The 25,551-nt window shown below is 74.2% G+C and carries 13 protein-coding genes and 6 pseudogenes; 9 read left to right on the top strand and 10 right to left on the bottom strand.

Annotated elements, in window-relative coordinates:
- Positions 1–662: 662 nt before the first annotated feature.
- The coding region (locus FF86_RS36130; protein ID WP_206778981.1) for a hypothetical protein at positions 663–1,007 on the bottom strand (345 nt) is incomplete at its 3' end.
- Positions 1,008–1,205: 198 nt separating this feature from the next.
- Positions 1,206–1,505, bottom strand: coding sequence for a trypco2 family protein (locus FF86_RS19150; protein ID WP_044885372.1), 300 nt, complete (start codon positions 1,503–1,505; stop codon positions 1,206–1,208).
- Positions 1,506–2,782: 1,277 nt separating this feature from the next.
- Here FF86_RS19150 and FF86_RS19135 point away from each other — a divergent pair.
- On the top strand, positions 2,783–3,694 hold the full coding sequence (locus tag FF86_RS19135; protein WP_055867950.1) for a DUF2127 domain-containing protein: 912 nt from the start codon (positions 2,783–2,785) through the stop codon (positions 3,692–3,694).
- Positions 3,695–3,791: 97 nt separating this feature from the next.
- Here FF86_RS19135 and FF86_RS19130 read toward each other — a convergent pair whose 3' ends face one another.
- Positions 3,792–4,334 (bottom strand): DUF2231 domain-containing protein, encoded by a 543-nt coding sequence (locus FF86_RS19130; protein WP_173667357.1) that lies wholly within the window; start codon positions 4,332–4,334, stop codon positions 3,792–3,794.
- Positions 4,335–4,475: 141 nt separating this feature from the next.
- Between FF86_RS19130 and FF86_RS52285 the strand changes: the two are divergent.
- From FF86_RS52285 to FF86_RS19120, 3 genes and pseudogenes are all read left to right on the top strand, one after another.
- A pseudogene (locus FF86_RS52285) lies at positions 4,476–4,740 on the top strand (BlaI/MecI/CopY family transcriptional regulator); the annotation flags it as partial.
- Between the two features lie 21 nt (positions 4,741–4,761).
- Positions 4,762–4,889: pseudogene (locus tag FF86_RS62765) on the top strand (hypothetical protein); the annotation flags it as partial.
- Between the two features lie 91 nt (positions 4,890–4,980).
- Entirely contained in the window at positions 4,981–5,904 is a 924-nt protein-coding gene (locus FF86_RS19120; RefSeq protein ID WP_052681095.1) for a M56 family metallopeptidase, read from the top strand.
- Here the strand turns inward: FF86_RS19120 and FF86_RS19115 are convergent.
- A complete protein-coding gene (locus FF86_RS19115; protein WP_055867945.1) occupies positions 5,901–7,754 on the bottom strand; it encodes a helix-turn-helix transcriptional regulator in 1,854 nt (617 codons plus the stop codon). The two genes, FF86_RS19120 and FF86_RS19115, sit on opposite strands and share 4 nt — an antisense overlap.
- A gap of 414 nt (positions 7,755–8,168) precedes the next feature.
- Positions 8,169–8,832 (bottom strand): annotated as a pseudogene (locus tag FF86_RS67110) (LLM class flavin-dependent oxidoreductase); the annotation flags it as partial.
- 1,120 nt (positions 8,833–9,952) lie between these two features.
- Between FF86_RS67110 and FF86_RS19105 the strand changes: the two are divergent.
- Positions 9,953–11,857, top strand: a 1,905-nt coding sequence (locus FF86_RS19105) for a bifunctional diguanylate cyclase/phosphodiesterase (protein ID WP_242419059.1), incomplete at its 5' end; no start/stop codon positions are given.
- On the top strand, positions 11,848–12,684 hold the full coding sequence (gene aat / locus FF86_RS19100; protein WP_044885366.1) for a leucyl/phenylalanyl-tRNA--protein transferase: 837 nt from the start codon (positions 11,848–11,850) through the stop codon (positions 12,682–12,684). The genes FF86_RS19105 and aat, both read left to right, overlap by 10 nt.
- A gap of 29 nt (positions 12,685–12,713) precedes the next feature.
- On the opposite strand, the pseudogene FF86_RS52270 reads toward aat, so the two are convergent.
- Together FF86_RS52270 and FF86_RS67105 are read right to left on the bottom strand one after the other, a co-directional pair.
- Positions 12,714–13,334, bottom strand: a pseudogene (locus FF86_RS52270) (aminotransferase class I/II-fold pyridoxal phosphate-dependent enzyme); the annotation flags it as partial.
- A 1-nt stretch (position 13,335) separates the two neighbouring features.
- On the bottom strand, positions 13,336–13,535 hold a 200-nt coding region (locus tag FF86_RS67105), incomplete at its 3' end, for an aminotransferase class I/II-fold pyridoxal phosphate-dependent enzyme (RefSeq protein WP_396229948.1).
- A gap of 1,148 nt (positions 13,536–14,683) precedes the next feature.
- On the opposite strand from FF86_RS67105, the gene FF86_RS19090 reads away from it, so the two are divergent.
- Positions 14,684–15,415 (top strand): class I SAM-dependent methyltransferase (locus FF86_RS19090; RefSeq protein ID WP_242419057.1); only part of this gene is annotated, 732 nt, incomplete at its 5' end.
- A gap of 190 nt (positions 15,416–15,605) precedes the next feature.
- Here the strand turns inward: FF86_RS19090 and FF86_RS19085 are convergent.
- Positions 15,606–18,799: pseudogene (locus tag FF86_RS19085) on the bottom strand (UvrD-helicase domain-containing protein); the annotation flags it as partial.
- A 197-nt stretch (positions 18,800–18,996) separates the two neighbouring features.
- Positions 18,997–19,292, bottom strand: a 296-nt coding sequence (locus FF86_RS52260; RefSeq protein WP_242419056.1) for an endonuclease Q family protein, incomplete at its 3' end; no start/stop codon positions are given.
- 1,195 nt (positions 19,293–20,487) lie between these two features.
- On the opposite strand from FF86_RS52260, the pseudogene FF86_RS63715 reads away from it, so the two are divergent.
- Together FF86_RS63715 and FF86_RS52250 are read left to right on the top strand one after the other, a co-directional pair.
- Positions 20,488–22,106 (top strand): annotated as a pseudogene (locus FF86_RS63715) (AAA domain-containing protein); the annotation flags it as partial.
- A 1-nt stretch (position 22,107) separates the two neighbouring features.
- Positions 22,108–24,567 (top strand): AAA domain-containing protein (locus FF86_RS52250; RefSeq protein ID WP_242419055.1); only part of this gene is annotated, 2,460 nt, incomplete at its 5' end.
- A gap of 1 nt (position 24,568) precedes the next feature.
- Here FF86_RS52250 and FF86_RS19075 read toward each other — a convergent pair.
- Positions 24,569–25,489 carry an acetamidase/formamidase family protein gene (locus tag FF86_RS19075; RefSeq protein ID WP_396229947.1) on the bottom strand — a complete coding sequence of 307 codons (921 nt, stop codon included), beginning with the start codon at positions 25,487–25,489 and terminating at the stop codon, positions 24,569–24,571.
- Positions 25,490–25,551 lie beyond the last annotated feature (62 nt).

The following is a 25,551-nucleotide window of genomic DNA, read 5'->3' as shown; positions in this document are numbered from 1 at the left end:
CGAACCTCCCGGCCGCGTCGGTGAACAGGGTGGTCCGGTCGGGGCCGGTGGCTTCCACCGGTGGCGCCGGTGGCTTCCACCGGTGGCAGGGAGATGGTCTGGCCGTTCTCGGCGAGGTCGTGCTGGNGGGTGAGGTCGTCCCACCAGTCCCCGCCGCCGCGGGCGACCAGCAGCAGCCGTACCGGGGTGCGGCTGGTGCGGGTACCCAGGGTCTTGAGGAGGGTGTTGGTGAGGCTGGCGTGGGTTTCGGCGTAGTCCACGACCAGCAGCACCGGCCGTGTTGACCCGGCGAGCCGTCCAGCAAGGTGTGCCCCCTCCGGGTCGACGAGACCCGCGAGCCAGCCCGCCTCGCGCAGACGGGCGGTCAGGGCGCGGGCGAAACGGGTCTTGCCCTGCCCACCCGGGCCGACGAGGAGCCGCACCGCGCTGTCCGCCTCGCCCGCGCACCAGTCGGTGAACTCGGCGAGCAGGGATTCCCGGCCGTGCAGGTCGACGATCTCCGCGTCCGCGCGGAGCAACTGCGCCGGCGTGCGGGGCACCGTGACCGTGGGTGGGGTGAGGAGGCCGGCGAGTTCGACGGACTCCCAGCCCACCGGCCCGCCGTCGTCCGCGATCAGATTCCGGAAGGTGGGATCGTCCAACAGCCGCCGCACCGGCACCGNGGTCAGCCGGCCCTCCCCGAACCCGGGGGTGTCGACCACGATCACGGCGGTGGCCAGCCACACCGGCCCGGGGCCGGTGGGGTCGGCGCAGGCGAACAGCACCGCCCCGGACATCCCCGACCAGGGCAACGGCTCCGCATCCCCGGCCGGGGCCAACGGCGGATGATCCTCGATGTTGATGTCGTGGCGGTCGGTGACCAGCCCGCCCAGGGGGTTCACCTGCCCGGCGAGGTGGTTGGTCTCCCGGGCTCCGTCGTCGCCGCGCAGCACCCGGGGGAAGCCGACCGCCTCACCGGCGATGCCACCGGCACGGCCGGTGAGCGCGCCCCAGCGCAGCCGGTCCACCCGCGGGGGTGCCCAGGCCGGATCGTCGATGCGGATCAGTGCCGCGTCGGGTCTGGTGCCGTCGGCTCCGTCCCAGCGGTCAGGCCAGACGACCCCACCCGCGTGCGCCCGTCGGCCCGCACCGTGCGGATCTCCACGACCTGCCCCGGTGGCACCGGACCCGCCGTGCCAGCGTCCGTTCCCATGCGAGTGGTCGGGTTATTCGTCGTCGGCGATCAGCGGAGACCGGCCCGTCGCCGGATCCACCGGCTGCAGGCGGACGGTGAGCCGATGCGTGGAGGTCGAGGACTTCTCCCCGGATGCGCCGATCGACACCACCCCGATCCGCACACCCCCGTCCGCCTTGCCGCCGGTCCGGACCTCGATGCCCAGTTCCAGCTCCACCGGTTCCACCGAGAACCGGATGGGAGCATCCGCTCCCGCGACCATCGCCGCGATCAACTCCGCCCGCACCGCGCCGATCGCGTCCGCCAACCCCACCCACGGCCCGTCCACCATGATCCCCCGATCAGCAGCACCACCGGATAGTGCCCACGGTAACCGGAGATATCCGGTTTACCGGCGCATGCACACCTCGCCCCGACCCCACCGGACAGCTCCTGTGATCGCGGGTACCTACAGGCTATGGGGCGGTTGGGATAAGATACGCACAGGTCGAGCTGAGTGTGCTCCACGGCGACGCACTGGAATACCACTCCGATCTGCTTGCTCTGAAGCACGCACAGAAGTTGTACGGTGTCGACCTGGCCGTGGCCACGGCCGCGCGCATAGATTCCCTCGCCCTTCCACAGATCGGCGAGGAACTGGTGGTTCGACGCCCGATCGGGGTCGGCGCCAAGAACCTTCTGTTCGTCGGCGCCNAGTCCTCGCCGAGGCTTGGCTACGAAGAGATCCGCCGCTTCTCGCAGTCCGTACTCACTGCTGCGGCCAAGCTGACTCCTGCGGTGCGAGAGATCTGCCTGACTCTGCACGGTGTCGGCTTCGGCCTCGACGAGGTCGAAGCCTTCGAGTCCGAGGTCGCCGGAGTCATCGAGGCAATCGACACGGGGCGTCACCCGTCCGATCTCCGCGCGATCACCTTCATCGAGAGAGACGAGGGTTGAGCACGGAGAATGCGACGGTGCCTGAAGTCCCTCATCAGCGGCACCCTCCTCGAGGAGAGGTCGCAGACGCCGAGAAGAGTCGATCGCGTCGGCTACGACTCGGCGAAACGGTCGCACGCCTTCGTCGCCATGCCCTACACCGAGCNCTTCGGCGACATACTCAACTATGGAATCGCGCCTTCCATACGCTCGGTTGGCCTGCTCTGCGAGCGGATGGACGGACTTTCGTTCACCGGCGACGTCCTGGAGTACATGAAGGAGAAAATACGCACGGCCAGACTCGTGGTCGCAGACCTCAGTGACGCAAACCCGAACGTCTACCTAGAAGTCNGCTACGTCTGGGGGCGGGATGTTCCGTGCATACTGCTCTGCAATCGCAGTACCCCAATCGAGTTCGACGTCCAGGGTCATCGTTGCCTCTTCTACGGCTCGATCATGGAGCTGGAGAAGGAGTTGACCATCGAGCTGAGACGCCTCTTCGGGTGACGGACTCCGCCGCGAGTCACCGAAGCCGGGTCTGCGGCCGGATGTCGGAATTGTGTCAGTGCCGGGTCCACGGCGCGAGTCCGATGCGAGACTGCGGCGACGTGCTGACCGGCCCACGTCCGGCAGGCGCGGACAGGCGGGCGCCGGTTCGCGTGGGTGAACGCGGTGATGAAGGAGCGGGCAGGGATGCGGGTGGACTGGGAGCTGCGGGCCTGCGCGCGCAAGGGCCACGTCACCTTTCGGCCTGACGAACCCGAGCTGGCCGCGCGGCTGACCGCCCGGACCGCCGTCGGGGTGAGCTGGCGATGCCTGCGCTGCGGGGACTTCGTCGTCGGTGAGCCGGTGCTCGGCGGGCCGGCGCAGGACGCGCCGGTGCTGCTGCGCGGGCGGGCCCTGCGGGACGCCACGGTGCTGCGACTGCTGGCCGCGGAGCGCCTGGTGCGGGCGCTGCTGATGGTTCTCGTCGGCTACGCCATCCTGCGCTTTCGCCAGTCCGAGGAGGCCGTGCAGCGGCTGTTCGACCGGGCGGTGCCCGCGGCGCGGCCGCTCGCCGACGTCCTGCATCTCGACCTGAACCACTCCCCGACGATCGAGCACCTGCACCACCTGCTCTACACCCGGCCGAAGACGCTGCTGCTGGTGGCGGTGCTGCTGTTCGGCTACGCGGCGGTACAGATCGTCGAGGCGGTCGGGCTGTGGCTGCTCAAGCGCTGGGGCGAGTACTTCGCGGTCGTGGCGACCTCGGCGTTCCTGCCGCTGGAGATCTACGAGCTCACCGAGCGCATCACGGTGCTGCGGATCGGCGCCCTCGTCCTCAACCTCGGTGCGGTGGCCTATCTGGTCGCCAGCAAGCGGCTGTTCGGGGTCCGCGGCGGGGTGAAGGCCTTCGAGGCGGAGCGGCACGCCGAGTCCCTGCTCGAGGTCGAACAGGCCGCCCGCGCCGAAGCCCACCCGGCCCCCGGCCGCGACAGCACCCACCCCGACGGCACCCACCACGACAGCACCCACCACGACAGCACCCACCACGACAGCACCGACCACGACAGCACCGACCACGACAGCATCAACCACGCCGGCAGGGAGATCCGGCGAGGGTAGCGCTGCTGACCTACTCGACGCGGCCCCGCGGCGGGGTCGTGCGCNCCCTGGCGGGCGCCGAGGCACCCGCCGGCCTCGGCGCCTCCGCCCAGGACGTTCAGCCGTGTTCGCCCGGTCCAGGGTTCGGATTGAAGCTGTCGTGCCAGACGGCCTTCGCCCCGCTGTCACCGATCCGGTAGATCTGCACCACCGAGCCGACGGCGACCACCACGCTCAGAACCGCGAGCGCGATCACCACCACCAGCCCGCTGGGGCGCGCGGCGGCGTGCGTCCCGCCGCCGCCGGACCCGCCGTCGGTGGACCCACCGACCTCGGCCCGCCGGCCCCACCACCAGACCGCCGCCGCCAGGACGAACAGCCCGATCGCCCAGGGCAGCAGTCCGTCGCCGAGCTCGGTGTGCCGGCGGACCAACGGGTCCGATGGGACCCGCGCCTCGAGCCATTCCCCGGCGTGGGTCGTCAGCGGCACGCTCACCAACGCGACCAGGGCGACCGACGGCGTGAGCACGCCGAGCCGGCGCCGGGCGGCGGGCCAGACGGCCGACAGCACGACCAGCAGCGCGGCGAGCGGCACGAGCACGACGACGACGTGTACGAGCAGCGCATGCGCTGGCAGGCCATTGATCTGCGTTGGTCCCACCGTGACTCCCATCCGGGGCGGCGCCGCGCGGGGGCGACGCATCATCATCTATCTCTGTAGTACTACAGGGATAGTAATACTACCGGTGTCGTAAGACGCGGTTAGACTTCAGCCATGNGTGGCAAGGGGCCTGGGCGGCGGGTGGCCGGGGAGCTGGAGTCCGCCGTCCTCGCCGTGCTGTGGGAGGCCGACGGGCCGCTCACCCCGAGCCAGACCCAGGAGGCCCTGATCCGGGACGGTCACGAGCTCGCCTACACGAGCGTCGCGACGACGCTCGCCCGGCTGCACGGCAAGGGCATGCTGGAACGGACAGTCGCCGGCCGTGGTCACGCCTACACCCCCACGGCGGCCGCGGCCCGGCAGCTCGCTGACCGCATGCGCGGGCTGCTCGGGGACGGCCGGGGCCNGGCCGAGGTCCTCAGCCACNTCGTCGCCGGGCTCACGGCCGACGACGAGGCCACCCTCCTCGCGTTGCTTGCCGCCGCCGAGGACGACGAGCCTTCGACGGGCGGCGGCTCGGTACCCGTCGCGGGCGAGCTGCCGGGCTCACGGCCANGAGCCCGGCCTCCTGCGGGTCGGCGCGTGCCAGCCGGCCGTCCGCGCGACAGGACGGGCCGCTGGGCGACCGGTGGTACCGGTGAGGTACATGGTCTGGGTTCCCCTGGTCGTCAACATCGTGGTCGCGATGTGCGCACCGGCGCTCGCCCGCCGGCTGCCCTACCGGGTGAAGCCGGCGGCGCTGACCGCCGGTGCGGTGATCGCGGCGGCCGGCTGGGTGTGGTCCCTGACGTTGCTGGCGGTGAGCTTCGTCGATCGGATGCCGGCGCTCGCGCATCGGCTCGGTGCGACCGTCGGCGCACCGCCAGCCGAGCTCCCGCCGTCCTCGGCGGGCGCGGCGGCCGTTCTGGCCGTCGGAGCCACTGCCGGCATGTTGCTGGCCGCGGCCACGCGCATCGGCCGGGATCTGATCAGGGCGGAGCGGCTGGTCCGCCGGCTACCGCCCGGGCGGGTCCACGTCGTCCCGCTAGGCCAGCCCGACGCCTGCGCGATCGGTGGCGTCACCGGGGGGCGGGTCGTCATCACCGCAGGCATGATCGACTGCCTGGACAGCGCCGAGCAGGACGCCGTCCTGGCCCACGAGCATGCCCATCTCGCCGGGGGACATCACTGGCTACGGATGATCGTCGCCTGTTGCGCGGCGGTGGATCCGCTGCTCAGACGCCTGCCCGGTCTCGTCGAGAATGCCTGCGAGCGGTGGGCCGACGAGCACGCGGCCCGCGCGACGGGGCAGCGTCGCGTCCTCGCCCGGGCGCTCGGGAAGGTCTCGCTGGCGACGCTGCGCGAGGCCCAGCGCCACGGACCGGGCGCCGCGGGAGAACCCCGGTCGACGCCCACCACCTGCGGCTTCGACCACAGCGGCGTCGCCGAACGGATGACGGCGCTGCTCGACGGATCATCCGGCGCCACCCGGGTGCCCGCGACGGTCCTGCTGGCGACCAGCGCGCTCGCGGCCATCATGATCGGCTCGGCGGTACACGCCGGCACGGACTACCTCGCGTTGCTCCGCTAGCCGCCGTAAGCCGGTCGCCGGGCATCAGCGCGGGCCGTGGCGGGCGGCACGGGTCGGTTGGCCGCCCCCGGTTCCGGGCGCGGCCGACCACCACCGCCACCGCCACCGCCGGGCACCGTCTCCCGCAGCGTCCGGTAGACCTCGCCGAACTCACGGACCGCCCGCACGGAGCGGTACCCGCCGAGCCGGCGGGCCAGCATGCGCAACCGCTCGGCGGTGCGCGCGGAGTTCACCCGGGCGTCGAGCCGGGCGGCGCGCAGGGCCCGCTCGCAGGCCCGCTCGACGTCGCCCTGTTGCAGGTGGACCTCGGCGAACCACGTCTCGTACAGCGAGATCTCGCGGGCGCGCAACGGGTCGTAGCCGGTCAGGCCGTGCCGCAGCCGATCCTCGGCCCGATCGGGGCGGCGCAGCTCGGTCCAGCACCTGCCGGCCATCACGTCGATCTCGCGGGCGTCCAGCCAGTAGACCCATTCGGGGTCCGCGGCCGGATCGGTGCGGTCGTAGAGCCGCTCCACGACGGCGAGCGTCTGCTCGCAGGCCCGCCGTTCCCCGGCCCGGGCGTGCGCCCAGGCAAGCCTGTCGGCGAGCAACGCCCGGGTGGTCGCCGATGCCGAGCGCCCGACCCCGGCACAGGCGGTCTGCGCGAGCAGCACCCCCTGCCGGGGATCGGCGTGGTTGACCGTCTGGTAGGCCTGGGTGGAGATCAGGTTCGCGGCCAGCGCGGTGTCCCCGCCGGCGTGCGCGGCCCGGATCCCGCCGGTGAGGAAGCGCCCCGCCGCCCCGTGCCGCCCGGCGTCGGCGGCGATCCACCCGGCGAGCTGGCAGAGCTGGGCCACCGACGACAGCAGCCGGCGACCGACCGCAGCGTCGTAGATCGCCTCGCGCAGCATCGTCACGGTGCCGAGGAGTTCCCGTTCGACCAGACCGACGAGGTCGCGCCCACCGACGTAATCGTCCAGCCGGCGGAACTGCCCGACCCGTCCCTCCACCTTCTCCGCCAGGGCCGCGCCGACATGCCGCCCGGCGGCGAGCTCCACGACCTGGGGCGGTTCCAGCAGCAGCCACTCGTGGGCGAGGCGAACGGAGTCCCACTCGTCGGCCTGCGCCGGCTGGGTCGCTGCGGCGGCGGCGGGCGCGGGGACCGGGCGTGCTCGCGCCGGCCCGGCGCTGCGGGCCGCCGGCACCACGATCGGCGCGCCGGGCACCGTGACCCGACCTCCCGCCGCCGGCGACGGTGTGCCCGCCGCGGCGCCCGAGGCCGCGGGCCACGGTCGCGCGGACCCCGCACCCTGCACTGCGGCGGCCAGGTAGGCGGCCAGCAGCTCACTGCTGCGCCGCGTCCACGCCCCGGGGAGACCCGCCGACCCTGACGGCCCGCCGCCAGTCGATCCCGGCGGTACCGAACCAGCCGATGCCGCCCGGCCTGATCCGGGACCTGGACCGGGACCTGACCCAGGACCTGACCCGGGCCGAGCCGACCCGGGCGGCTGCGAGCGGCGGCCCGCCAGGCCCACGAGCCCCGACCAGGCCGCGTCCATCTCCGCGTCCATCTCCGCGTCCGCGGCCACCGCCCGCGGCCCGGACCCGCCGGTGTGCCCACCGGCGACGGACTCCCCCGGCAGCGGTAGCCGGAACCCCAGCTCGGGCTCCGTGACGCCGAACAACTGGCAGTAGGAGCGCCGATAGGCGACCCCGGGAAAAACCTTGCCGAGTTCGTGGCGGCGAATCATTTCCGCGGTCGCCGCCGGCGGGGTGAATCCGCTTTTTTCCGGCAGCCCGCGCAGCCGCCCGGCGAGACCGTCCTGGGTCAGGCCGTGCGCCTCACGAAAGCGTCGGAGAATGTTCGGCATCCATCCCGGATGCCTATCGACCGACACATCGACTCCGTTCTCTCGCCACCGCCGCACCCCGAGATCAGGATAGTCAGTGGGATGAGACGAACGGGCAGAATTACCGGAACAGGAACCGGTGCATCCTCGATGTCCCTTTCCTGTCCGGTCGTGGGCCTGTCCGGTCGTGGGCCTGTCCGGTCGTGGGCCTGTCCGGTCGTGGGCCTGTCCGGTCGTGGGCCTGTCCGGTCGATTGCCTCCCCGATGCTCTGGTCAGGCCGCCCGGGGTGCGGTGAACTCGTGGTCACGCGGCCGCGGCCGGATGGACGGGAGGTCCCCGGCCGTGGGGCCGCACTCCGGGTGCCGGTCGGCAACGAGTTGCCCCCTCGAAGACCGGCACCCAGGCCGGTTCCGGGTGGGCGTCCACGGGCCACNCCGGCCCACCCGGAGCCGGCCGCTCGCCGCCGGCACCCGTCCCGCACACCGCCGGTGACCGCCTGCACGCCGAGTTCGGCCGGCCGGCCCAGGTCGTCGAGAATCCTTTCGACCCGCTCCCCGTTCGGTCCGACGTCGAAGGAACAGGTCGTGGTCTTCCGGATTTCGCGGTAATCCCGACCCTCGGCCTCGCAGTGCGTCCGCAGGATGTCGAGCTTTCGCGGCAGCTCCGGGCCGGGAAAGAGATTGCCAGCCTGGGCGTAACGGGCCACCAGCCGCAGCGTCTTCCGTTCGCCGCCGCCGCCGATCAGGATGGGCGGATGCGGCCGGGTCAGCACCTGCGGCGAGTTGAGCGGCCGGGCCAGCCGATAGTACCGACCGATGGTGCCGGCCGGAATAGGGGCTTTCGTCGTCGCTCCACCTCCGCAGGCAGATCTCGAGGGTCTCCGCGAGGCGTTCGAAGCGTTCGGCCAGTGGCGGGAACGGCGGGCCGCGGGCCGCGGCCCGCTGTCTCCGCCTCGGACCAGGCCGCCCCGATGCCGAGCCAGGCCCGACCGCCGGAGAGGGCGTCGAGCGTGTTGACGATCTTGACGAGGACCCCGGCCCTGTGGCGAGGTGAAGTCGTCGGTGACGATAGACCTCCCATCCGTACACGGAGAGTCGCTCGTAGAACGGTATCCCCGCCGTACACGCCCACCAGACCCAACATCACAACAGGCATCTCGCGACGGACTTCCACCCGTAATGCCAGGAAACCCGGATGTACGACAATCCAGGCATGTTCCGTCCGGTAGCCGCCAGGACGGCCGTCTGGTGCCCGGGTGGCGGGGCCTCCGGGGTGTCCGTACCCTTTTGNGCGAAGGTGGTGGCATCCCTCCGCCCACCCCACAGATGGTCACATACCGTGACCATCGATCGGAGTCCGGGGCGCAGCCCGGGGCGGCGGGGGCGGCCACGCGGCCCGGTCCGCGCCCGGCGGTCGGCTCGCCGGACGGCTCGCCGCGGCGGACGGTCGACCGGCTCACGCACGCCGACCGCGCCGGGCCGCAACCGGGGGCCCGGCTCGCGGGCCCGCACGCAGCATCCGGCGGGGGGATGACCGGTTGACCACATCGCCACCTCCCCCACGCAGGTTCCGCCTGATCCGGTTCGCCCAGCTACTGCTCATCCTCGCCACGCTCGCCCTGTCCGTCGCCTCGTTCGTGGACATGCCACGCTTCGGCCACGAGGCCCGGTCGCTGAGCTATGGCGTCGCCATCGGCTCCGGCCTGATCTGCGTGTCCCGGGCCGTCCTCGTCCGCGGCGAGCGCACCCCCTGGGCACTGCTCGGCGCCGGGCTCATCAGCTACGGCTGCGGGACGATCTACCACAACGTCGCCGTGGACGGGCGGGGCGACGACATCCAGCCCTCGCTGGCGGATCTCGCCTGGCTGCTGTTCTACCCGGCCTGCTACGTCGCCGTGATCCTGCTGCTGCGCCGGCGGCTGGTCCGGCTGCACCGCAGTGTCTGGCTGGACGCGTTCGTCGGGCTGCTCGGCGTGGCCGCGCTGACCAGCGGCATCGGGGTGGCGATGGCGCGGGCCAACCCCGAGCACAGCGCGTGGACGATGACCGTCAACGTCATCTACCCGCTGGCGGACCTGCTGCTGATCCTGCTCGTCGTCACCGTGTTCGGGCTGCTGGGCTGGCGCCCGGGGCGGGTGTGGTGGCTGCTGGGCGCCGGCCTGGTGAGCTTCGCCCTGGCCGACTCGCTGCTGCTCGTGATCGTCACCGCCGGGCACACNCCGTCGAACGGGGTGCTGTCCAGCCTGTGGCTGCTTTCGGTGCTCATGCCGGCGCTGGCGTCCTGGCTGCGCCCGCGCTGGCAGCCGCCGGCGAAGATGTCCGGGTGGGGCGTGATCGCCGTGCCGCTGGTCCTCGCGACGGTCGCGCTGGGCCTGCTGGTGCTCGGCGCCGCGATCGACCTGCCGGCGGTCACCGTGGCGCTCGCGGCGGCGACGGTGCTGTCCGCCCTGGCCCGCGCGGCCTTCACCTTCATCGAGGTCCAGCAGCTCGCGGAAAGCAGGGTGCTGGCCCGCACCGACGACCTCACCGGCCTGGCCAACCGCCGTGGCTTCATCGAGCGGCTGACCCGGGCCGAGCAACGCACCACCGGACCGGACACCTTCGCCCTGCTGCTGCTCGACCTCGACCGGTTCAAGGAGATCAACGACTCGCTCGGCCACCAGGTCGGGGACGCGCTGCTGACCCAGGTCGGCACCCGCATCTCCGACGCCCTGCGCCCGGGTGACCTGCACGCCCGCCTCGGCGGTGACGAGTTCGCGGTGCTGCTCGAACACGCCGACGCCGACGCCGCCCGCCGGGTCGCCGACCGGGTGCTGACCGTGCTCGCCGATCCCTTCGACGTCGGGGGCGTGACGCTGCACGTGGGCGCGAGCATCGGGGCGGCCGTCTACCCGGACCATGCGCAGGACGCGCACACCCTGCTGCAGCGCGCCGACGTGGCGATGTACGCGGCGAAGTCGGGCCGCACCGGCGTGGAGTCCTACCGGCCGGGCGCCGACGTGAACAGCCTCGTCCGACTGGACATGATCGAGTCGCTGCGGGCCGCCCTCGGCACCGGCCAGTTGGAGGTGCACTACCAGGTCAAGGTCGATCTCGGCTCCGGGCGGACGGAGTCCGTCGAGGCCCTCGTCCGCTGGCGGCACCCGACCAGGGGCCTGCTCGGCCCGGAGGAGTTCGTCCCGCTGGCCGAGCAGGCCGGGTTCATGCGGATGCTCACGATCGAGGTGCTGCACACCGCCCTCGACCAGTGCCGGCGCTGGCACGCCGCCGGCCTCGAGGTCGCCGTGGCCGTCAACCTGTCCGCCTCCGACCTGCTCGACCGGGGCTTCCCCGCGCAGGTCAGCGGGATGCTCGCCGGCTTCGGCCTGAGCCCCGCAGTGCTGGAGCTGGAGATCACCGAGACGACGCTCATGCTCGACCGGGTGCGGTCGGCCACCGTGCTCGGGGAGCTGCGGGCGCTGGGCATCGGCATCGCCGTCGACGACTACGGCACCGGCTACTCGTCGCTGGCGCGGCTGCTCGAACTGCCCGTGAACGTACTCAAGCTCGACAAGTCGTTCATCCAGCGGGTGGCGGACGACAGCCGGGCCGAGGCGATCGTGCGATCCACCGTGGGCCTGGCGCACGCCCTCGACCTGCGGATCGTCGTCGAGGGGGTGGAGACCGCGGCGGCGGTGCGGATGCTGCGCGAGGTCGGTTGCGACCTCGCGCAGGGCTACTTCCTCGGCGAACCCGGCCCGTCCGAGCTGGTTACCGAACAACTCCGGCGACAGGCGGCGCTGGCTGGCACGATCGACCTGGAGACGGCGACGCGGGAGATGGCGACGCGGGAGACGACGACGCAGGAGACGACGACGCAGGAGACGACGACGCAGGAGACGACGACGCAGGAGACGACGACGCAGGAGACGACGACGCAGGAGACGACGACGCAGGAGACGACGACGCGGGAGGCGGTCGGGCTTGCGACGCCCCGCGAGGCGGGCGCCCGGGAGGCGGCTCGCGACCCCGTGGCCGACCGCGGGGCTCGCCGCACCGGCGGCCGCGCCCCGACGAGGGAGGGTGGCGTGCGCAACACTCCGGTGGCCCCCGGATCGACGCCGGCGGGCAGCCCGTGGCGGTGACCGCGGCGCCCCGCGCGGTGGGTCCCACCGTGTGGGACGGCTTCTCGCTCCTGCGCAGCCCCGGCCGGGCACCGGTCGCGGTCGGGGGCACGCTGGACCCGGCGACACTGGTCGGCGCCTACCGGGCGGGGGCGTTCCCGTGGCCCACCGGGGACGAACCGGAGGGCGCCGAGGCCGACGAGCCGGCGCCGGCCGGCGCGGGTGGTCTGCGTGACCTGTTGCGGGCCGCCGTCGCGGCCCGCCGGGTGCGGCATCTGTCCCCCGACCGTCCCGGCGGTTACGACCTGCCCTGGTGGAGCCCCGACCCGCGGGCGGTGATCCCCACCGGCGGGGTGCGGGTGAACCGCTCGCTGCGCAAGCGGCTGCGCAACTGCGGGTGGACGACGACCGTCGACGAGGCCTTCGTCGAGGTGGTCCGGGGCTGCCAGCGCGACGGCACGTCGGGCTGGATCACCGACGAGCTGATCGACGGCTACGCCCGGCTGCACGCCCTGGGATGGGCTCACAGCCTGGAGGTCTGGGACGGCGACGACCTCGTCGGCGGCGTCTACGGGGTCGGGATCGGCGGCGTGTTCGCCGGCGAGTCGATGTTCCACGCCCGCACCGACGCCTCGAAGGTCGCCCTCGCCGACTTCGACGCGCGTTTCGCCGCCGCCGGAGGCGTGCTGATGGACGTCCAGATGACGACGGACCACCTCGTCGACCTCGGCGCGCTGGAGATCCCTCGGGCCGACTACCTCGCGGTGCTGGCGCGGGTGCGCGACGCCGACGTCCGGCTCGACCGCGACCGGCGGCCGGTCGCCCGCCTCGCGCCGCCCGCGGGCTGACCGGCCGCCAGTCGTCGGGTACCGGCGGCTCAGCCGGGATCGGGCGGGCCGCTCGCCGCCACCAGCGGGAAGCGGTCACCGGCCTCGCCGAGGACGGCGAGCAGGTGGTCGATCTCGTCGTCGGTGTTCGCGGCAGTGATCTGGATCCGCACCCCGACCTGGTCGCGAGGGACGACGGGGAAGGGCACCACCGACGCGAAGACCCCCCGCTCGTACAGGAAGCGGCCCAGCGGGTCGGCGTTGTCCGCATCCAGCAGCGGGATCTCGACGATCGGGAATCCGCTGGTGTTGAGCGTGCCCAGGCCCAGCCCGCGCAGCCCGTCGAGGAACCGGCTGGTCAGCCGGTGCAACCGGGCCCGCAGCGCCTCCCCGCGCCGCTCGTTGACCCGCAGGCCGACCAGGCCCGTCGCCAGCGACGCGACCGGCGACGGGCCGGAGAAGATGTACGGCCCGGCCGCGGACTTCAGGTACTCCTTCACCTCCGTCGGGCAGGCGACGAACGCGAGCAGCGACGAGTACGCCTTGGAGAACCCGCCGACGAGCACCAGGTTGTCGTAGCCGGCGCCGAGATGGCGCACGATGCCGTTGCCGCGGCTGCCGTACGGGCTCGACTCGTCGGGGCCGCGCTCCCCGACAACGCCGAAACCGTGNGCGTCGTCGACGTAGAGCAGCGCGTCGTGGGCACGCGCGAGCGGGAGGAGCTCGTCAAGCGGCGGCCCGTTGCCCGTCATGCTGTGCACCCCGTCGACGCAGATCACCCGGGGATGGGGGGCCGCGCGCAACAGCCGGTCCAGCCGGTCGAGCCGGTCCTCCCGGAACCGCGCGACGGTCCCGCCGCGGCTGGCGACCATCGCGGCCCCGTCGTGGGCGGTCTGGTGGGCGTGGAGCTCGACGAACAGCGCGCCCCGGCCGACCAGCGCCGGCAGCACCGAATGTTGGATATGGGTGATGGTCGGCAGCAGCAGCGCGTCCTCGGCGCCGAGCAGCTCCGCGAGCATGCGCTCGATGTCGTCGTAGGGGCGCGGGCTGGCAATCAACCGTGACCAGCTCGGATGCGTACCCCACAGGTCCAGGTACGCCGGAACCGCCTCGATGATCTCCCGATCGAGATCTAGCCCCAGATAGTTACAGGAGGCGAAATCGGTGAGCCAGTGGTCACCGATCCGTATCCGGCGGCCGTCGATCTCGTCGACCGTCGCGTCGTAAAAGGGAGCCTGCCGGCGCATGCGGTCGAGTTCCGTGCGGATACCCAGCGGCCGGTCGAGGACGTGCCGCCAGGCCGGCGAGAATGCACTCGGCGCAGGTGGCAGGGGTCGGCCCAGGGTTTCAAAGGTCTGGGACATCCGGCCCGCTACCTGGCCGGTCGAGGGCTCGGGGGGATCACGCGACCTGGCCTGATGATCGCGGATAGCACAGAATGTCGCGGGGATCCGAGTTTTCGGAAATTCATCGGATCCGACTTGGTGGTCGGGCGCGCCACTACCATCACCCATCCTTGGGTTCACCGGGAACGCACGTCGCCGGGTCAGGGAACGAGGAGAAACCAACGGAAAAAAGGAACGTGGGGCAGGTAAACGATAAACCTCCCGACCCGTCGATTCCACACATCGCGCGCGAGCTGGGCAAACGCATAGCGAGATCCTCCGTCCACCGCACCCGACGCCCGCGCGGCGATACACCGGGGACGGCGCATCCCGCCTCGCCCGACCGAGCCAACCCCGCAGGAGGGCTTGCGCCCGCTCCCGCCGACCCCACCGGAGATGCCCTCCCACTCCCCGCCAGGCCCCACCGGGGATGCCCTCCCGCCCCTGCACAGGCCCGCCGGACCCCGACCCGCGAGGCATCGACCGACCCTCGCCCGGGGCCGGCTGCCCCCCGCGGCCGGAGTGTTATCGTCCCCGCCATGTCTGACACGGCGGCATCCGCGGCGACTTCCGCCGAGCCCACGACGGCGACAGCGGGGCCCTCCGACCCGGACGGCGAGGCGCCCCTCGTGCGNACGCTGCCGTACTCCGGCTGGGGCCTTAGCCGGTCGAAGACCCTCTTCCTCGCCCACCGCAAGGAGCCCGTCGACCCGGCGGGGTTCTACTCGCTGATCGCCGCGGACTCCGTCCGCCAGCTCATGCGGTACACCTCGCTGACCGGCCAGCTCGTGCTGGACGTCGGCGGCGGTCCGGGCTACTTCCGTTCGGCGTTCCTCGACGCCGGCGCCCGCTACGTCTGGGTCGAGCCGGACGTCTCGGAGATGGAGGCCGGGGGCATCGAGGTCCCCGGCCGAGTCCGGGGCAGCGCGCTGGACCTGCCGTTCCTGTCCGGCAGCGTCGACCTGTGCTACACGTCCAACGTCCTGGAGCACGTCCCCGACCCGTGGCGGATGTGCTCGGAACTGGTCCGGGTCACCCGCCCCGGCGGGCTGATCTTCCTCAGCTACACCAACTGGCTGTCGCCCTGGGGCGGCCATGAGACGGCGCCATGGCACTACCTCGGTGGTGACCGGGCAGCGGCCCGCTTCGAGCGCCGCAAGGGGCAGGCGCCGAAGAACATCTACGGCCGGACACTGTTCCCGGTGTCGGTCGCCGACACGCTGTCCTGGGCACGCCGCCGCGCCGACGTCGAGATCCTCGACGCGATGCCGCGTTACCTGCCGGACTGGGCGAAGGTGATCCTGAAGGTGCCCGGGGCCCGCGAGATCGTCACCTGGAACCTCGCGATGGTGCTACGCAAGCGCTGAGACCGTCGCGAGCGGCCCCAGCGCAGCGGTCCCCTGGCCCCGCTCGCGGTGGCGGCGACCCCGCCCCCGAGACGAGGCGGTGTGCCGGGCAGCGGCGCCACCTGTCTCCTCCACAGGGATAAATCGGACGCCAAGCCCGGTGGAAGAACCATGAAGGCGTTCGCCCACGCATCCCCTCGGGGACGTGCGGTCAGACGAGCCTGAGCTGCTGGCCCGCCGACGGCCGGCGGGCCCGCCGACGCGCGCCCGCGGCCTCGCCCGTCGACAGCAGGGCCGGGCCGATGTCGGCGAGGAACGGCGAGGGCCGGGTCTCCGCGTCCGTGCCGGCGCGGCGGCGCGCCGCGGAGGTCAGGATCAGCTGGTGGCGCGCCCGGGTGACGCCGACGAAGAACAGCCGCCGCTCCTCGGCCTCGGCAAGCAGCGCCGCCGCGGCCGGGTCGACCTCCCCGCCCGGGTCGACCTCCCCGCCCGGCGTCGCCTCGCCGGTGGCCGCGCAGGCGCGGCCGGCGGGGCCGAAGCGCATCGGCAGCAGCCCGTCCTCACAGCCGACGATGAAGACCAGACCGAACTCCAGGCCCTTGCTCGCATGCAGGGTGAGCAGGCTGACGCGGTCCGCCCGCGGGTCGAGCCCGTCGACCTCGCTGGCCATCGTGACCGACGTGAGGAAGCCGTCCAGGTCGGTCCCGGCGGCGGCCGCGGCGGGCGAGAGCAGCTCCACGGCCAGCCGCAGCTCGGCCTCGGTGGGCACCCGTCCGCCGGGGAAGCCCACGAACCCCGCCGGCAGCGACGCGCCCAGTTCGGTGCCGAGCGCGGCCGCCAGGTCGACCGCCTGCGCCGCCGCGTCACGCAGCAGCCCCGACACCGCCCGCACACCCACCGCACCGGCCGCACCGGCCGCACCGGCCGCCCTCGCCGCACCGGTCACCCTCGCCGCACCGGCCGCCCTCGCCGCACCCACCGCACCGGCTGCTCCGGTCGCACCGGCCGGGCGCAACAGGGCCAGCAGGGCGGCGACGGCCGGGGCGTCGGCCAGCGGCAGATGCGAACGGCGTTGGAAGGGGAATCCCCGCTTCGCCAGCGCCTCCATGATCGGTTCCGCCTGGCGGGCGGTCCGGTAGAGCACCGCGATGTCCGCGAACGACAGGGCCGCCTCCACCGACCCGTCCACCCCGGAGTCGAGTGCGTGGAAGGAGGTCCCGCCGAGTGCGGCGTCGATGGTGTCGACGACCGCGATGGCCTCCTCGGCCTCGCTGCGGTAGCGCCGCAGCAGCACCGGGCCGTCCCCCTCGGCGCCCCGCACCGCGGTCAGCGCCCGGCCCGGTACCAGGCTCGCCGGGGCGATCACGTCGAGGGCCGCCCGCACGATCGTGCGCGTCGACCGGTAGCCGCGGGTGAGCGCGACCGTGCCCGCGCCCGGGTAGTCCTGCTCGAACCGCAGGAAGAAGCCGACATCGGCGCCGCGGAAGCTGTAGATCGCCTGGTCCGGGTCGCCGATCACGCACAGGTTCGCCGCCGGCGGGCACAGCAGTCCCAGCAGTCGGTACTGGAGCTCGTCGGTGTCCTGGTACTCGTCGACCCAGACATGGCGCCAGCGGTCGCGGTAGTGCTCGACCAGCTCCGGTGCCGAGCGCAACAGGGTCAGCGGCAGCGCGATCAGGTCGTCGAGGTCGACCATGTCCCGTTCCCGCAGTTCGGCGTCGTAGCGGGCAAGGACGCCGACCAGGTCATGGTCGCGCTGGGCCTGGCCGAGCGCCCGCAGCCGCTTGAGCTCGGCGATCCCGGCCGACACCCGGCGCCGGACGCGGGAGTCGCCCTCGCCGTGCAGCGCGGCGTCGAGCAGCTCCGCCCGCACGGCGTCGTCGGCGACCTGGACCTGCGCCCCGCGCGCCAGCCGCTCGTGCTGCTCGCGGACGATCGTCAGCCCCAGGCCGTGGAACGTCGTCGCGAGCACCCGGCGGGCCCGTTCGCCCAGCATGGCGTCGAGCCGCTCGGCGAGCTCCCCCGCCGCCCGCCGGGTGAACGTCACCGCCAGGCACTGCTCGGCGGGCACGTCGCGCTCGGCGACCCGGTGGGCGATCGCGTGCACCAGCGTGCGGGTCTTGCCGGTTCCGGGGCCGGCGAGGACGAGCAAGGGGCCGGCCGGATGCGCCGCCGCCCGCCGCTGGTCCGGGTCCAGCCCGTCGAGCACGGACGGTTCCGCACCCGCTCCCCATTCCGCCGACTCGGCCACACCCACCGGCTCGACCGGACCCGCCGGTTCCGCGGAACCGACCGACGTGACCGCAGGCGCCCCCGCGGCGACGGCACGGTCAGCCGGCGATCCCTCCCCCACCGCGGCGAGCGCCTCGTCGAGCGTCGGGCCGCCGTCGGCGACATCCGTGCCGCCCGCCGCAGCCGCCTCGACGGCAAGTGCGCTGTGCCGGCCCCGCTGGCCGCGTCCCGCCTGCCGCGAGATCCGGCCGCCGCGCCCGGCCGCGTCCGGCTCGGCGGGGGCGCTCGGGGCGAAGTCGAACAGGGTGCCGCCGTCGCCGGCGAGCTCCCGCGACTCGAACAGCCGGATGACGCCGTACTCGCCGTCGAAGCCGGCCTGGCGGATCACCTCGCCGCGCCGCAGCCGGGAGATCGCCTCGACCAGTTCGGCCGAGCCCACCTCGGCGATCGCCGACACCGGGACGTCGCCGAGGATGCCGAGCTCCGGGCCGAGCCGGGACACCAGCGAGGTGACCTGGCCCGCGACCGCCTTGCTCTTCGGCCCCACCCCAAGGATCTCCCCGACGACCTCCGGCAGCGGCACCAGCGAGGTGACCGCGGCGGCTGTCGCGGGACGCACGCCGGCCCCGCGATCGGACAGCGCCTCCACCCGGTTGAGCACGCCCACGGTCAGCAGTCCGCCGCAGGTCGGGCAGCGCCCGCCGACCTCGCGGGTCTGCTCCGGGGTCAGGCACACCCCGCACTTGCGGTGCCCGTCGAGGTGGTACTTGCCCTCCTCGGGAAAGAACTCGACCGTCCCGGCGAACCCGTCCCCGCCGCGCAGCGCCGCCTCGATGGCGAAGTAGTCCAGCTCGCAGGTGAAGGCCGTCGCCTCGCGGCCGAGCATGGGCGGCGAGTGGGCGTCGGAGTTGCTCACCAGGCGGTAGCGGTCGAGGCCGGAGATCCGCCAGAACATCTCCGGGTCGGCGGACAGCCCCGTCTCCAGGGCGAAGATCTCGTCGGCGAGGTCGACGTAGCAGTCCTCGACGGCGTCGAAGCCGGACTTGGAACCCAGGACGGCGAACCACGGCGTCCACACGTGCGCTGGCACGAGGTAGCAGCCCGGCCCGCCGGCCAGGGTGATCTCCAGCAGGTCGCGGGAGTCCAGGCCGAGGATGGGCCGCCCGTCCGCGGNCAGGTTGCCGATGCGGGCGAGCGCCGCGGTGATGGCTCCGGCGGCTTCCCGGGTCGGCGCGTAGAGCAGGTGATGGACCTTGCGGGTCCGATNGCCCCGCTTGTAGATCGTGGAGATCTCGCTGGAGATCATGAAACGGGTCACTGTCCGACAGGAGGCCGGCAGCGTGCGCAGCACCTCCCGTTCCAGATCCGGNCGCAGCCGGAACAGGCCGGGCTCGGCCGGCACGAGTTTCTCGGCGAGCTCCTGCGACCACGCGGGGTGGGTGAAGTCTCCGGTGCCGACGACGGCGATGCCCTTGCGCGCCGCCCACCAGGCCAGGTGCTCCAGGTCGCAGTCGCGGCTGCAGGCCCGGGAGTAGCGGGAGTGGATGTGCAAATCAGCATAGAACCGTGACCTCACGGATGCGTATGTTGTCGCATCCGCGCGCGGCGACCGGCGGCGGCACGCCGAAGGTGCGGCCCCGAGCGTCGACCGGCCAACGGCAGGCATACGCCGAGGCCACGGCCGATCCATGGCCGCCAGCCGCCGGCAGGTCGCGGGGTGGCCGGCGTGGACGTGCCACCCGGCCCGCCGCCCGCCGGGGACNACCGTCATTATTCGTCGTGGCGGAGCCCTGATCGCGGCGGCGCGGAGGGGTACGGGAACGGGAGGGACGGCGGATGGCACCCTATGGGCGGCGCCTCCTGCCCGCCGCCGGCGCGGGGCAAGCGCGGCGGGTGATCCGGTGACGGCGCGCTACGCCGACGCCGAGCAGCGGGCGGCGCTGGCCGACCGCTGCCATCGGCTGGTGCGCTTCCTGCACGAGGTCGCGCTGGCCCGCTCCACGCGGGTGCGGACCGTCGAGGAGCACCCGCTCACCGTCTGGCTCGCCGACATCCCGGCCGGCGTCGCCCTGTCGGAACACGCCGGCGCCGGCGAGGTCCTGCTGACCGCCCCCGCCGCCGCCGCGCTGCCCCCGCCCCCACCGCTCCCGCCGCTCCTCGCCGGTCGGATCCGCCTGCCCGACGCGGCCCTGGCCGACCCCGACCGCCCCCCGGTGTGGCCGAGCGCGGGCGCAAACGCCGACGCTGCGGCCGGTTCCGACCCGGCGGGCCCGGAGGACGACCGGCTGGAGGCCGCCTACCGCGACTGGCTGCCCGGCTGGCGGATCTGGGCGACGCGCGCGCGCGCCGACGCCGAGCGCCGCGCCCTGCACAACACGCTGCACGCCGTCGCCGCCCGGGTGGCCCAGGAGGGCGACGCGCTGGAGCTGGTGCTGGCCACCGGCCTGCTTACCTGGACGCCACCCGGCGGCCCGCTCATCCGCGAGCACCTGCTGTCCACCCGGGTGAGCTGCGAGATCGACCCGGTCAGCTCGGACATCCGGGTGCGGGTGCCGGCGGGTGGCGCCACCCGACTGGGCGATGGCCCGCTGCTCGACGGCCTTCCCGGTTTCCGCCGGGAACGGACCAACCACCTGCACGAACGCCTGCACAACCGGCCGCCGGTCCCGCTCGGCGCGGACGACCCGCGGCTGCTGCGGGACTGGTTGACCCTGGCCCTGGACGTGCCGGTGGACGGCTTCGAGCCGCAGGACGCNCCGCCACCACCACCGGACGGCACGACCCGCCCCCGCGTGACCTTCGCCCCCGCGCTCGTGCTGCGCGTGCGTGACCAGGCCTCGCTGCTGACCTACTACGAGCGGATGCTGGCGGCGTTGCGCGGCGACGGGCCGCCGCCGCTGGGCCTGGTCCAGCTCGTCGCGACCCTGGACGCCGACGACCGGCTCGCCTGGCTCGACGCCGAGGGCGCGACAAGCGGCGCCGAACTCGGCGCCGACCCGCTGCTGCCGCTGCCGGCCAGCCCCGAGCAGGCCCGGGTGCTCGAACGGCTGCGCCACGACAACGGCGTCGTCGTCGAGGGTCCGCCAGGCACCGGCAAGACCCACACGATCGCGAACCTGATCTCCGCTCTGCTCGCCGAGGGTCAACGGGTCCTCGTCACCAGTCAGAAGGCGCAGGCCCTGCGGGTGCTGCGGGAGAAGCTTCCGCCCGAGCTGCAGCGGCTGTGCGTGTCGCTCACCGACGTCGAGGAGGCGTCCGGCCCCGCTGGCGTCTCCGCGGTGGACGTCGGCGCGATGGACGTCGGCGCGATGGACGTCGGCGCGATGGACGGGGTGGGCTCGCCCGAACTCGCCGCGAGCGTCAGCGCGTTGGCCGCGGAGAAGGCGGTCTACCATCCCGAGGCGCTCGACCGCCGGATCGAGCAGGCCGCGCGGCGGCGGGCCGAGGCGCTGCGTGCCCGGGCCGAGCTCGCCGAGCGGGCCCGCGGCGCGCGGGCCGCCGAGCTCGCCGTGCATCCGGACAGCGAGGTCGGCGCCGCGGGATGGGGGGGAACCCGGGCCAGCATCGCCGCCCGGGTTCGCGACGGTGGCGGGACTTACGGCTGGTTGCCGCTGCCCGTGCCGCCCGCGCGGACCGGCGACGAGCAGCCCGCGCCGCTGACGGACGCCGAGGCGGTGGAGCTGTACGCCCTGCTGCGCGCCGCCGACGACGACCCGGCCTCGGACGTCCCGATCGGTGCGGTACCGCCGGTCCTGGCCGCGGCGCGCTTCGCCGCACTGGTGACCGCGGACCGCGCGGCCCGGCAGGCGGCCGAGGCGGCCCGGGCCGGGGTCACCGCCACCGCCCGCGCCCTCCTGGACGAGATCGCCACGGCCGGCCCCGGACCGTCGCCGACCGACCCACTGCGGGCCGCAGTGACCGCGCTTGTCCGCGCCCTCGACGACCTGGCCGCGCACGGCGCCCGCGGACCGGACCGGGACTGGATCCCCGCCGCCCTCGACGATGCCCTCGCCGGGCGAGACCGCCTGCTCTGGGCCAAGGTGAGCGCCGCCGCGCCGCTCATCGCGCAGGCGGCCCGCCACGTCGACGACCTCGGCCTGCACGCCGTGGTGCTGCCCTTCACCGACGCCGCCCCCACGGATCCGGCCCGCGCCGCGGACGACGGCGACGGCGACGGCGACGGCGACGGCGAGCCCAGCAGCGGCGAACCCGGCAGCGCCGAGCGGGGCAGCGCCGAGCTCGATCCCGCCGCCCTGCTCCCTCGCGCCGAGGCGCTGCGGGCCCATCTGAACGGCGGCGCCGAGCTCCGGCGTCGCTTCAAGCCGAAGGTCCAGCGGGAGGCCGACGCGCTGCTGCGCCAGGTGACCGTCGACGGGGTCGCGCCGACAACCCCGGAACTGCTCGACGTCGTGCTGACCCGCCTGCGGGCGGAGCTCGCCGTCGAGGCGGCCGGTCGCGGCTGGACCCTGGTGGGCCGCCCNCCGCGGCCCGATGATCCGCTCGAGGTCCGACTGTCCCGACTGGTCGAGGGGCAGCAGGCCGTCGAGGGAATCGACGCCGTCGTGGCCGCGCGGGACCGGGTCGTGGCCCTCGCCGCCACGGCGGCGCCCGGGCAGCCGGTCACGATCGACTCCGCCGCGGACGCGCGGGATCTGGCCGCGGCGATGGCCGCGCTCGCAACGATGGCGGCCGCGGCCGAGGCCGACCGGGCGCTGGCCGACCTCGCCGACGAGTACGACCGGCTCGCCGCCGCCCCGGACGCCCCCACCGCGCTGGCCGCCGAGCTCGGCGCCGTGGCCGCCGCCACCCGGACCCGCGACGCCGACGCCTACGCCACCGCCCGCGCCGAGCTCGACGCCGCGGTGACCCGGGGGCAGGCCGCCGCCCGGCGCGCCGCGCTGCTCCGCCGGCTGCGGGCGGCCCATCCCGCGTTGGCGGATCTCCTGACCGCCGCCACGATCGACGGATCCGCCCGACCCGACGGCGGCCCGGGCGGCGCGCGAGGGCGCGAGGACGGCGGTGATGATCCGTGGCCGGCCCGGCTGGCGTCGTTCTCGGCCGCCTGGGCCTGGGCCGTCGCGGCAAGCTGGCTGGCCCGAGCCGCCCGTCCCGACGTCCCTGCCGGCTCCCCGGGTTCCGTAGGCGCTCCCGGCGGCGAGCCCCGCGGCGACGGCGTTCCCGACGGTGCGACCACGGCGTCGCCCGTCGACCTGGACGCCCAGCTCGACGCGGCCGAGGATGTCCTCGCCGCGGCCACCGCGGAGCTGGCCGGGGCGAAGGCCTGGAAGCACTGCCTGGAACGGATGGGCGCCGAGCAGTCAGCCGCGCTGCGCGCCTACGCCGACACCGTCGCCGCCGGCGGCACGCTGGCCGGTCGGCACGCCGAGCGCTACCGGCAGGCCGCCCGGGAGGCGATGGAGATCGCCCAGACGGCGGTGCCGGCCTGGGTGATGCCGATCCGGGAGGTGCTGTCGACCATCCCCGCGGTCCGCGACAGCTTCGACGTCGTCATCGTCGACGAGGGCAGCCAGGCCGGGCTCGACAGCCTGTTCCTGCTGTGGCTGGCGCCCCGCGTGATCGTCGTCGGCGACGACCGCCAGTGCACCCCGCCGGTCGACCCGGCGCAGGAGCTCGACCCGGTCCTCGACCGGCTCGACGCCCTGCTGCCGGACGTGCCGGCCTGGCTGCGCGTCGGTTTCACCCCGCGGTCCAGCCTGTTCAGCCTGCTGCGGACCCGCTTCGGCGAGGTGATCCGGCTACGGGAGCACTTCCGCTGCATGCCCGAGATCATCGAGTGGTCGTCGGCGATGTTCTACCGGGACGCGCCGCTGCTGCCGCTGCGCCAGTTCGGCGCGGACCGGCTGACGCCGCTGGTCGCGCGGTTCGTCCCGCACGGGTTCACCACTGCCACCCCGGCGGGACCGCGCAACCCGGCCGAGGCCGAGGCGCTCGTCGCGCAGGTCCTGGCCTGCGCCGAGGACCCGCGTTACACCGGGCTCAGCTTCGGGGTCGTGGTCACCCAGGGCACCGCGCAGGCCACGCTGATCCGCGACCAGCTCGCCGAGCGGATGTCGGCCGCCGAGCACCTGCGCCGCCGGTTGCGGGTGGGCACGCCGGCCGACTTCCAGGGCGACGAACGCGACGTCGTGTTCCTGTCGCTGGTCGTCGCGCCGGGCGACCAGCCGGTCCCGCTGACCCGCCTGGAGTACCAGCGACGGTTCAACGTCGCGGCCTCCCGGGCACGCGACCAGGTCTGGCTGTTCCACTCGGTGTCGCCGGCCGACCTCGACCACCAGGATCTGCGCCACAGCTACCTCAGCTATGTGCTGTCGGCGGCGCGCCCGGTCGCGCCGCTGCCCGGCCTGGCGCCGCCGCTCGCCGAGGTGGCCACGGACCGCCCCCATCCGGCCTTCGGTTCGCTGTTCGAGCAGCGGGTGTTCCGCCACCTCGCCGGCCGCGGCTATCTCGTCACGCCCCAGGTGGAGGTCAACGGCCGGCGGGTCGACCTGGTCGTGGCGGGCGGGCGGGCCCGGCTCGCGGTCGAGTGCGACGGCGACGTCGGCCCCGGGCCGGCGGAGATCGCCCGCGAGTTCGACCGTGAACGGGAGCTGCGCCGGGCGGGGTGGCGGTTCTGGCGGGTCCGCCAGTCCGACTTCGAGCTCGACCCCGAGGCGGCGCTGGCCTCGCTGTGGCCGCGGCTGGCCGCCGCCGGGATCGCCCCGGCCCCGGTCGAGCGGGCCGGCCGCGACGATGAAGGAACGCCGGGCGGCCCGGCCGCCGCCCGCGGACCGGTCCGCGCCGGCGCGGACGAACTGCTGCACCGTTGGCGCCCGATCGCGCTCTCGGAGCTGGAGGGCCTCGACGACGCGCCGGCGCCGACCGAGCGGCGCGATCCGGCGGGTGCCCGGCGCTCTCCGGGTACCGGCGCCTCGACCGACTGACTCATCGGCCCGGCGGTCGGCCCCGCCGGTCGGCCGGCCCCGGGCGCGTCGTCCCGGCCCGGGGGGATCGGGGCGCACCTGCCTGCTGCGGCTCGACCCCGCCGGGCTCGCCGGCAGGCCGCTCGCCGCCTACCGGTTGCGCAGACCCGTCCGCCACGCCGACCGGCTCGGGGGCGCGCTCGGAGCCGTCGCCGCCCACGTCCCCCTCGCCGCCCACGTCCGCCACGCCGCCCACGTCCCCCTCGCCGCCCACGTCCCCCTCGCCGGCAACGTCCCCCTCGCCGGCAACGTCCTGCACGCCGCCCACGTCCCCCTCGCCGGCAACGTCCTGCACGCCGGCAGCCTCCTCCACGCCGGCGGCGCCGACGATGCGGGCGAACGGCGGCCGGTGCAACCGGGGCTTCGCCGCCGTCGGCTCCGTGAAGTCCGCCCGGTGGATGCGGCAGAACGCGGTCTGGGCCCCGGGCCCGATCCGGCACACCCCGATGTCCGCCGCCGCCGACAGGTAGGCCAGTGCCTCCGCGCGTTCGAGCCCGACCCGGCTCTGCAGGAACAGCACCGCCGAACGGGTCGCGCGGCGGATCGCCTCGGTCAGGTCGGCGTCGAGACCCACGGTGACCCACACGGTGTCGGTCTCGACGAACGGCTCACGCAGCGCGCCCAGGGCGGCGCGGGCGGCCGCCTCCCGCAGCGCCGTCAGGCGCAGCGTCGCGCGCAGCGGGCCCTCCAGGGCCGTCGCGCCGATCTTCCCGTCCCCGACGGCGTAATGCGGGTCGCCGACGGCGAACAGCGCGCCGGCGACCTGGACGGGCAGGTAGAGCCGGGCGCCGGTGCCGAGATCGCGGCAGTCCAGAGCGCCGCCGTGCAGGCCGACCGAGGTGGAGGGAATGACCTCGGTGGTACTGTCCACCGCGACCGCCATGACGCCCAGGAACGGAGCCAGCGGGAAGCGGGCTCGTCCGCCGCTCGTGCTCGTCAGCGAGC

This window comes from Frankia sp. CpI1-P (assembly GCF_001421075.1).
GTDB classification, from domain to species: domain Bacteria; phylum Actinomycetota; class Actinomycetes; order Frankiales; family Frankiaceae; genus Frankia; species Frankia torreyi.
Note: the sequence above shows the minus strand (reverse complement) of the source record. Positions and strands in the feature narration are given on the sequence as shown.

Coding starts and splice junctions, on each gene's coding strand:
- FF86_RS19150 (WP_044885372.1), bottom strand. CDS start 1,505: ATGGTGGACGGGCCGTGGGTGGGGTTGGCGGACGCGATCGGCGCGGTG.
- FF86_RS19075 (WP_396229947.1), bottom strand. CDS start 25,489: ATGGCGGTCGCGGTGGACAGTACCACCGAGGTCATTCCCTCCACCTCG.
- FF86_RS19120 (WP_052681095.1), top strand. CDS start 4,981: ATGGTCTGGGTTCCCCTGGTCGTCAACATCGTGGTCGCGATGTGCGCA.
- FF86_RS19115 (WP_055867945.1), bottom strand. CDS start 7,754: ATGCCGAACATTCTCCGACGCTTTCGTGAGGCGCACGGCCTGACCCAG.
- FF86_RS19135 (WP_055867950.1), top strand. CDS start 2,783: ATGCGGGTGGACTGGGAGCTGCGGGCCTGCGCGCGCAAGGGCCACGTC.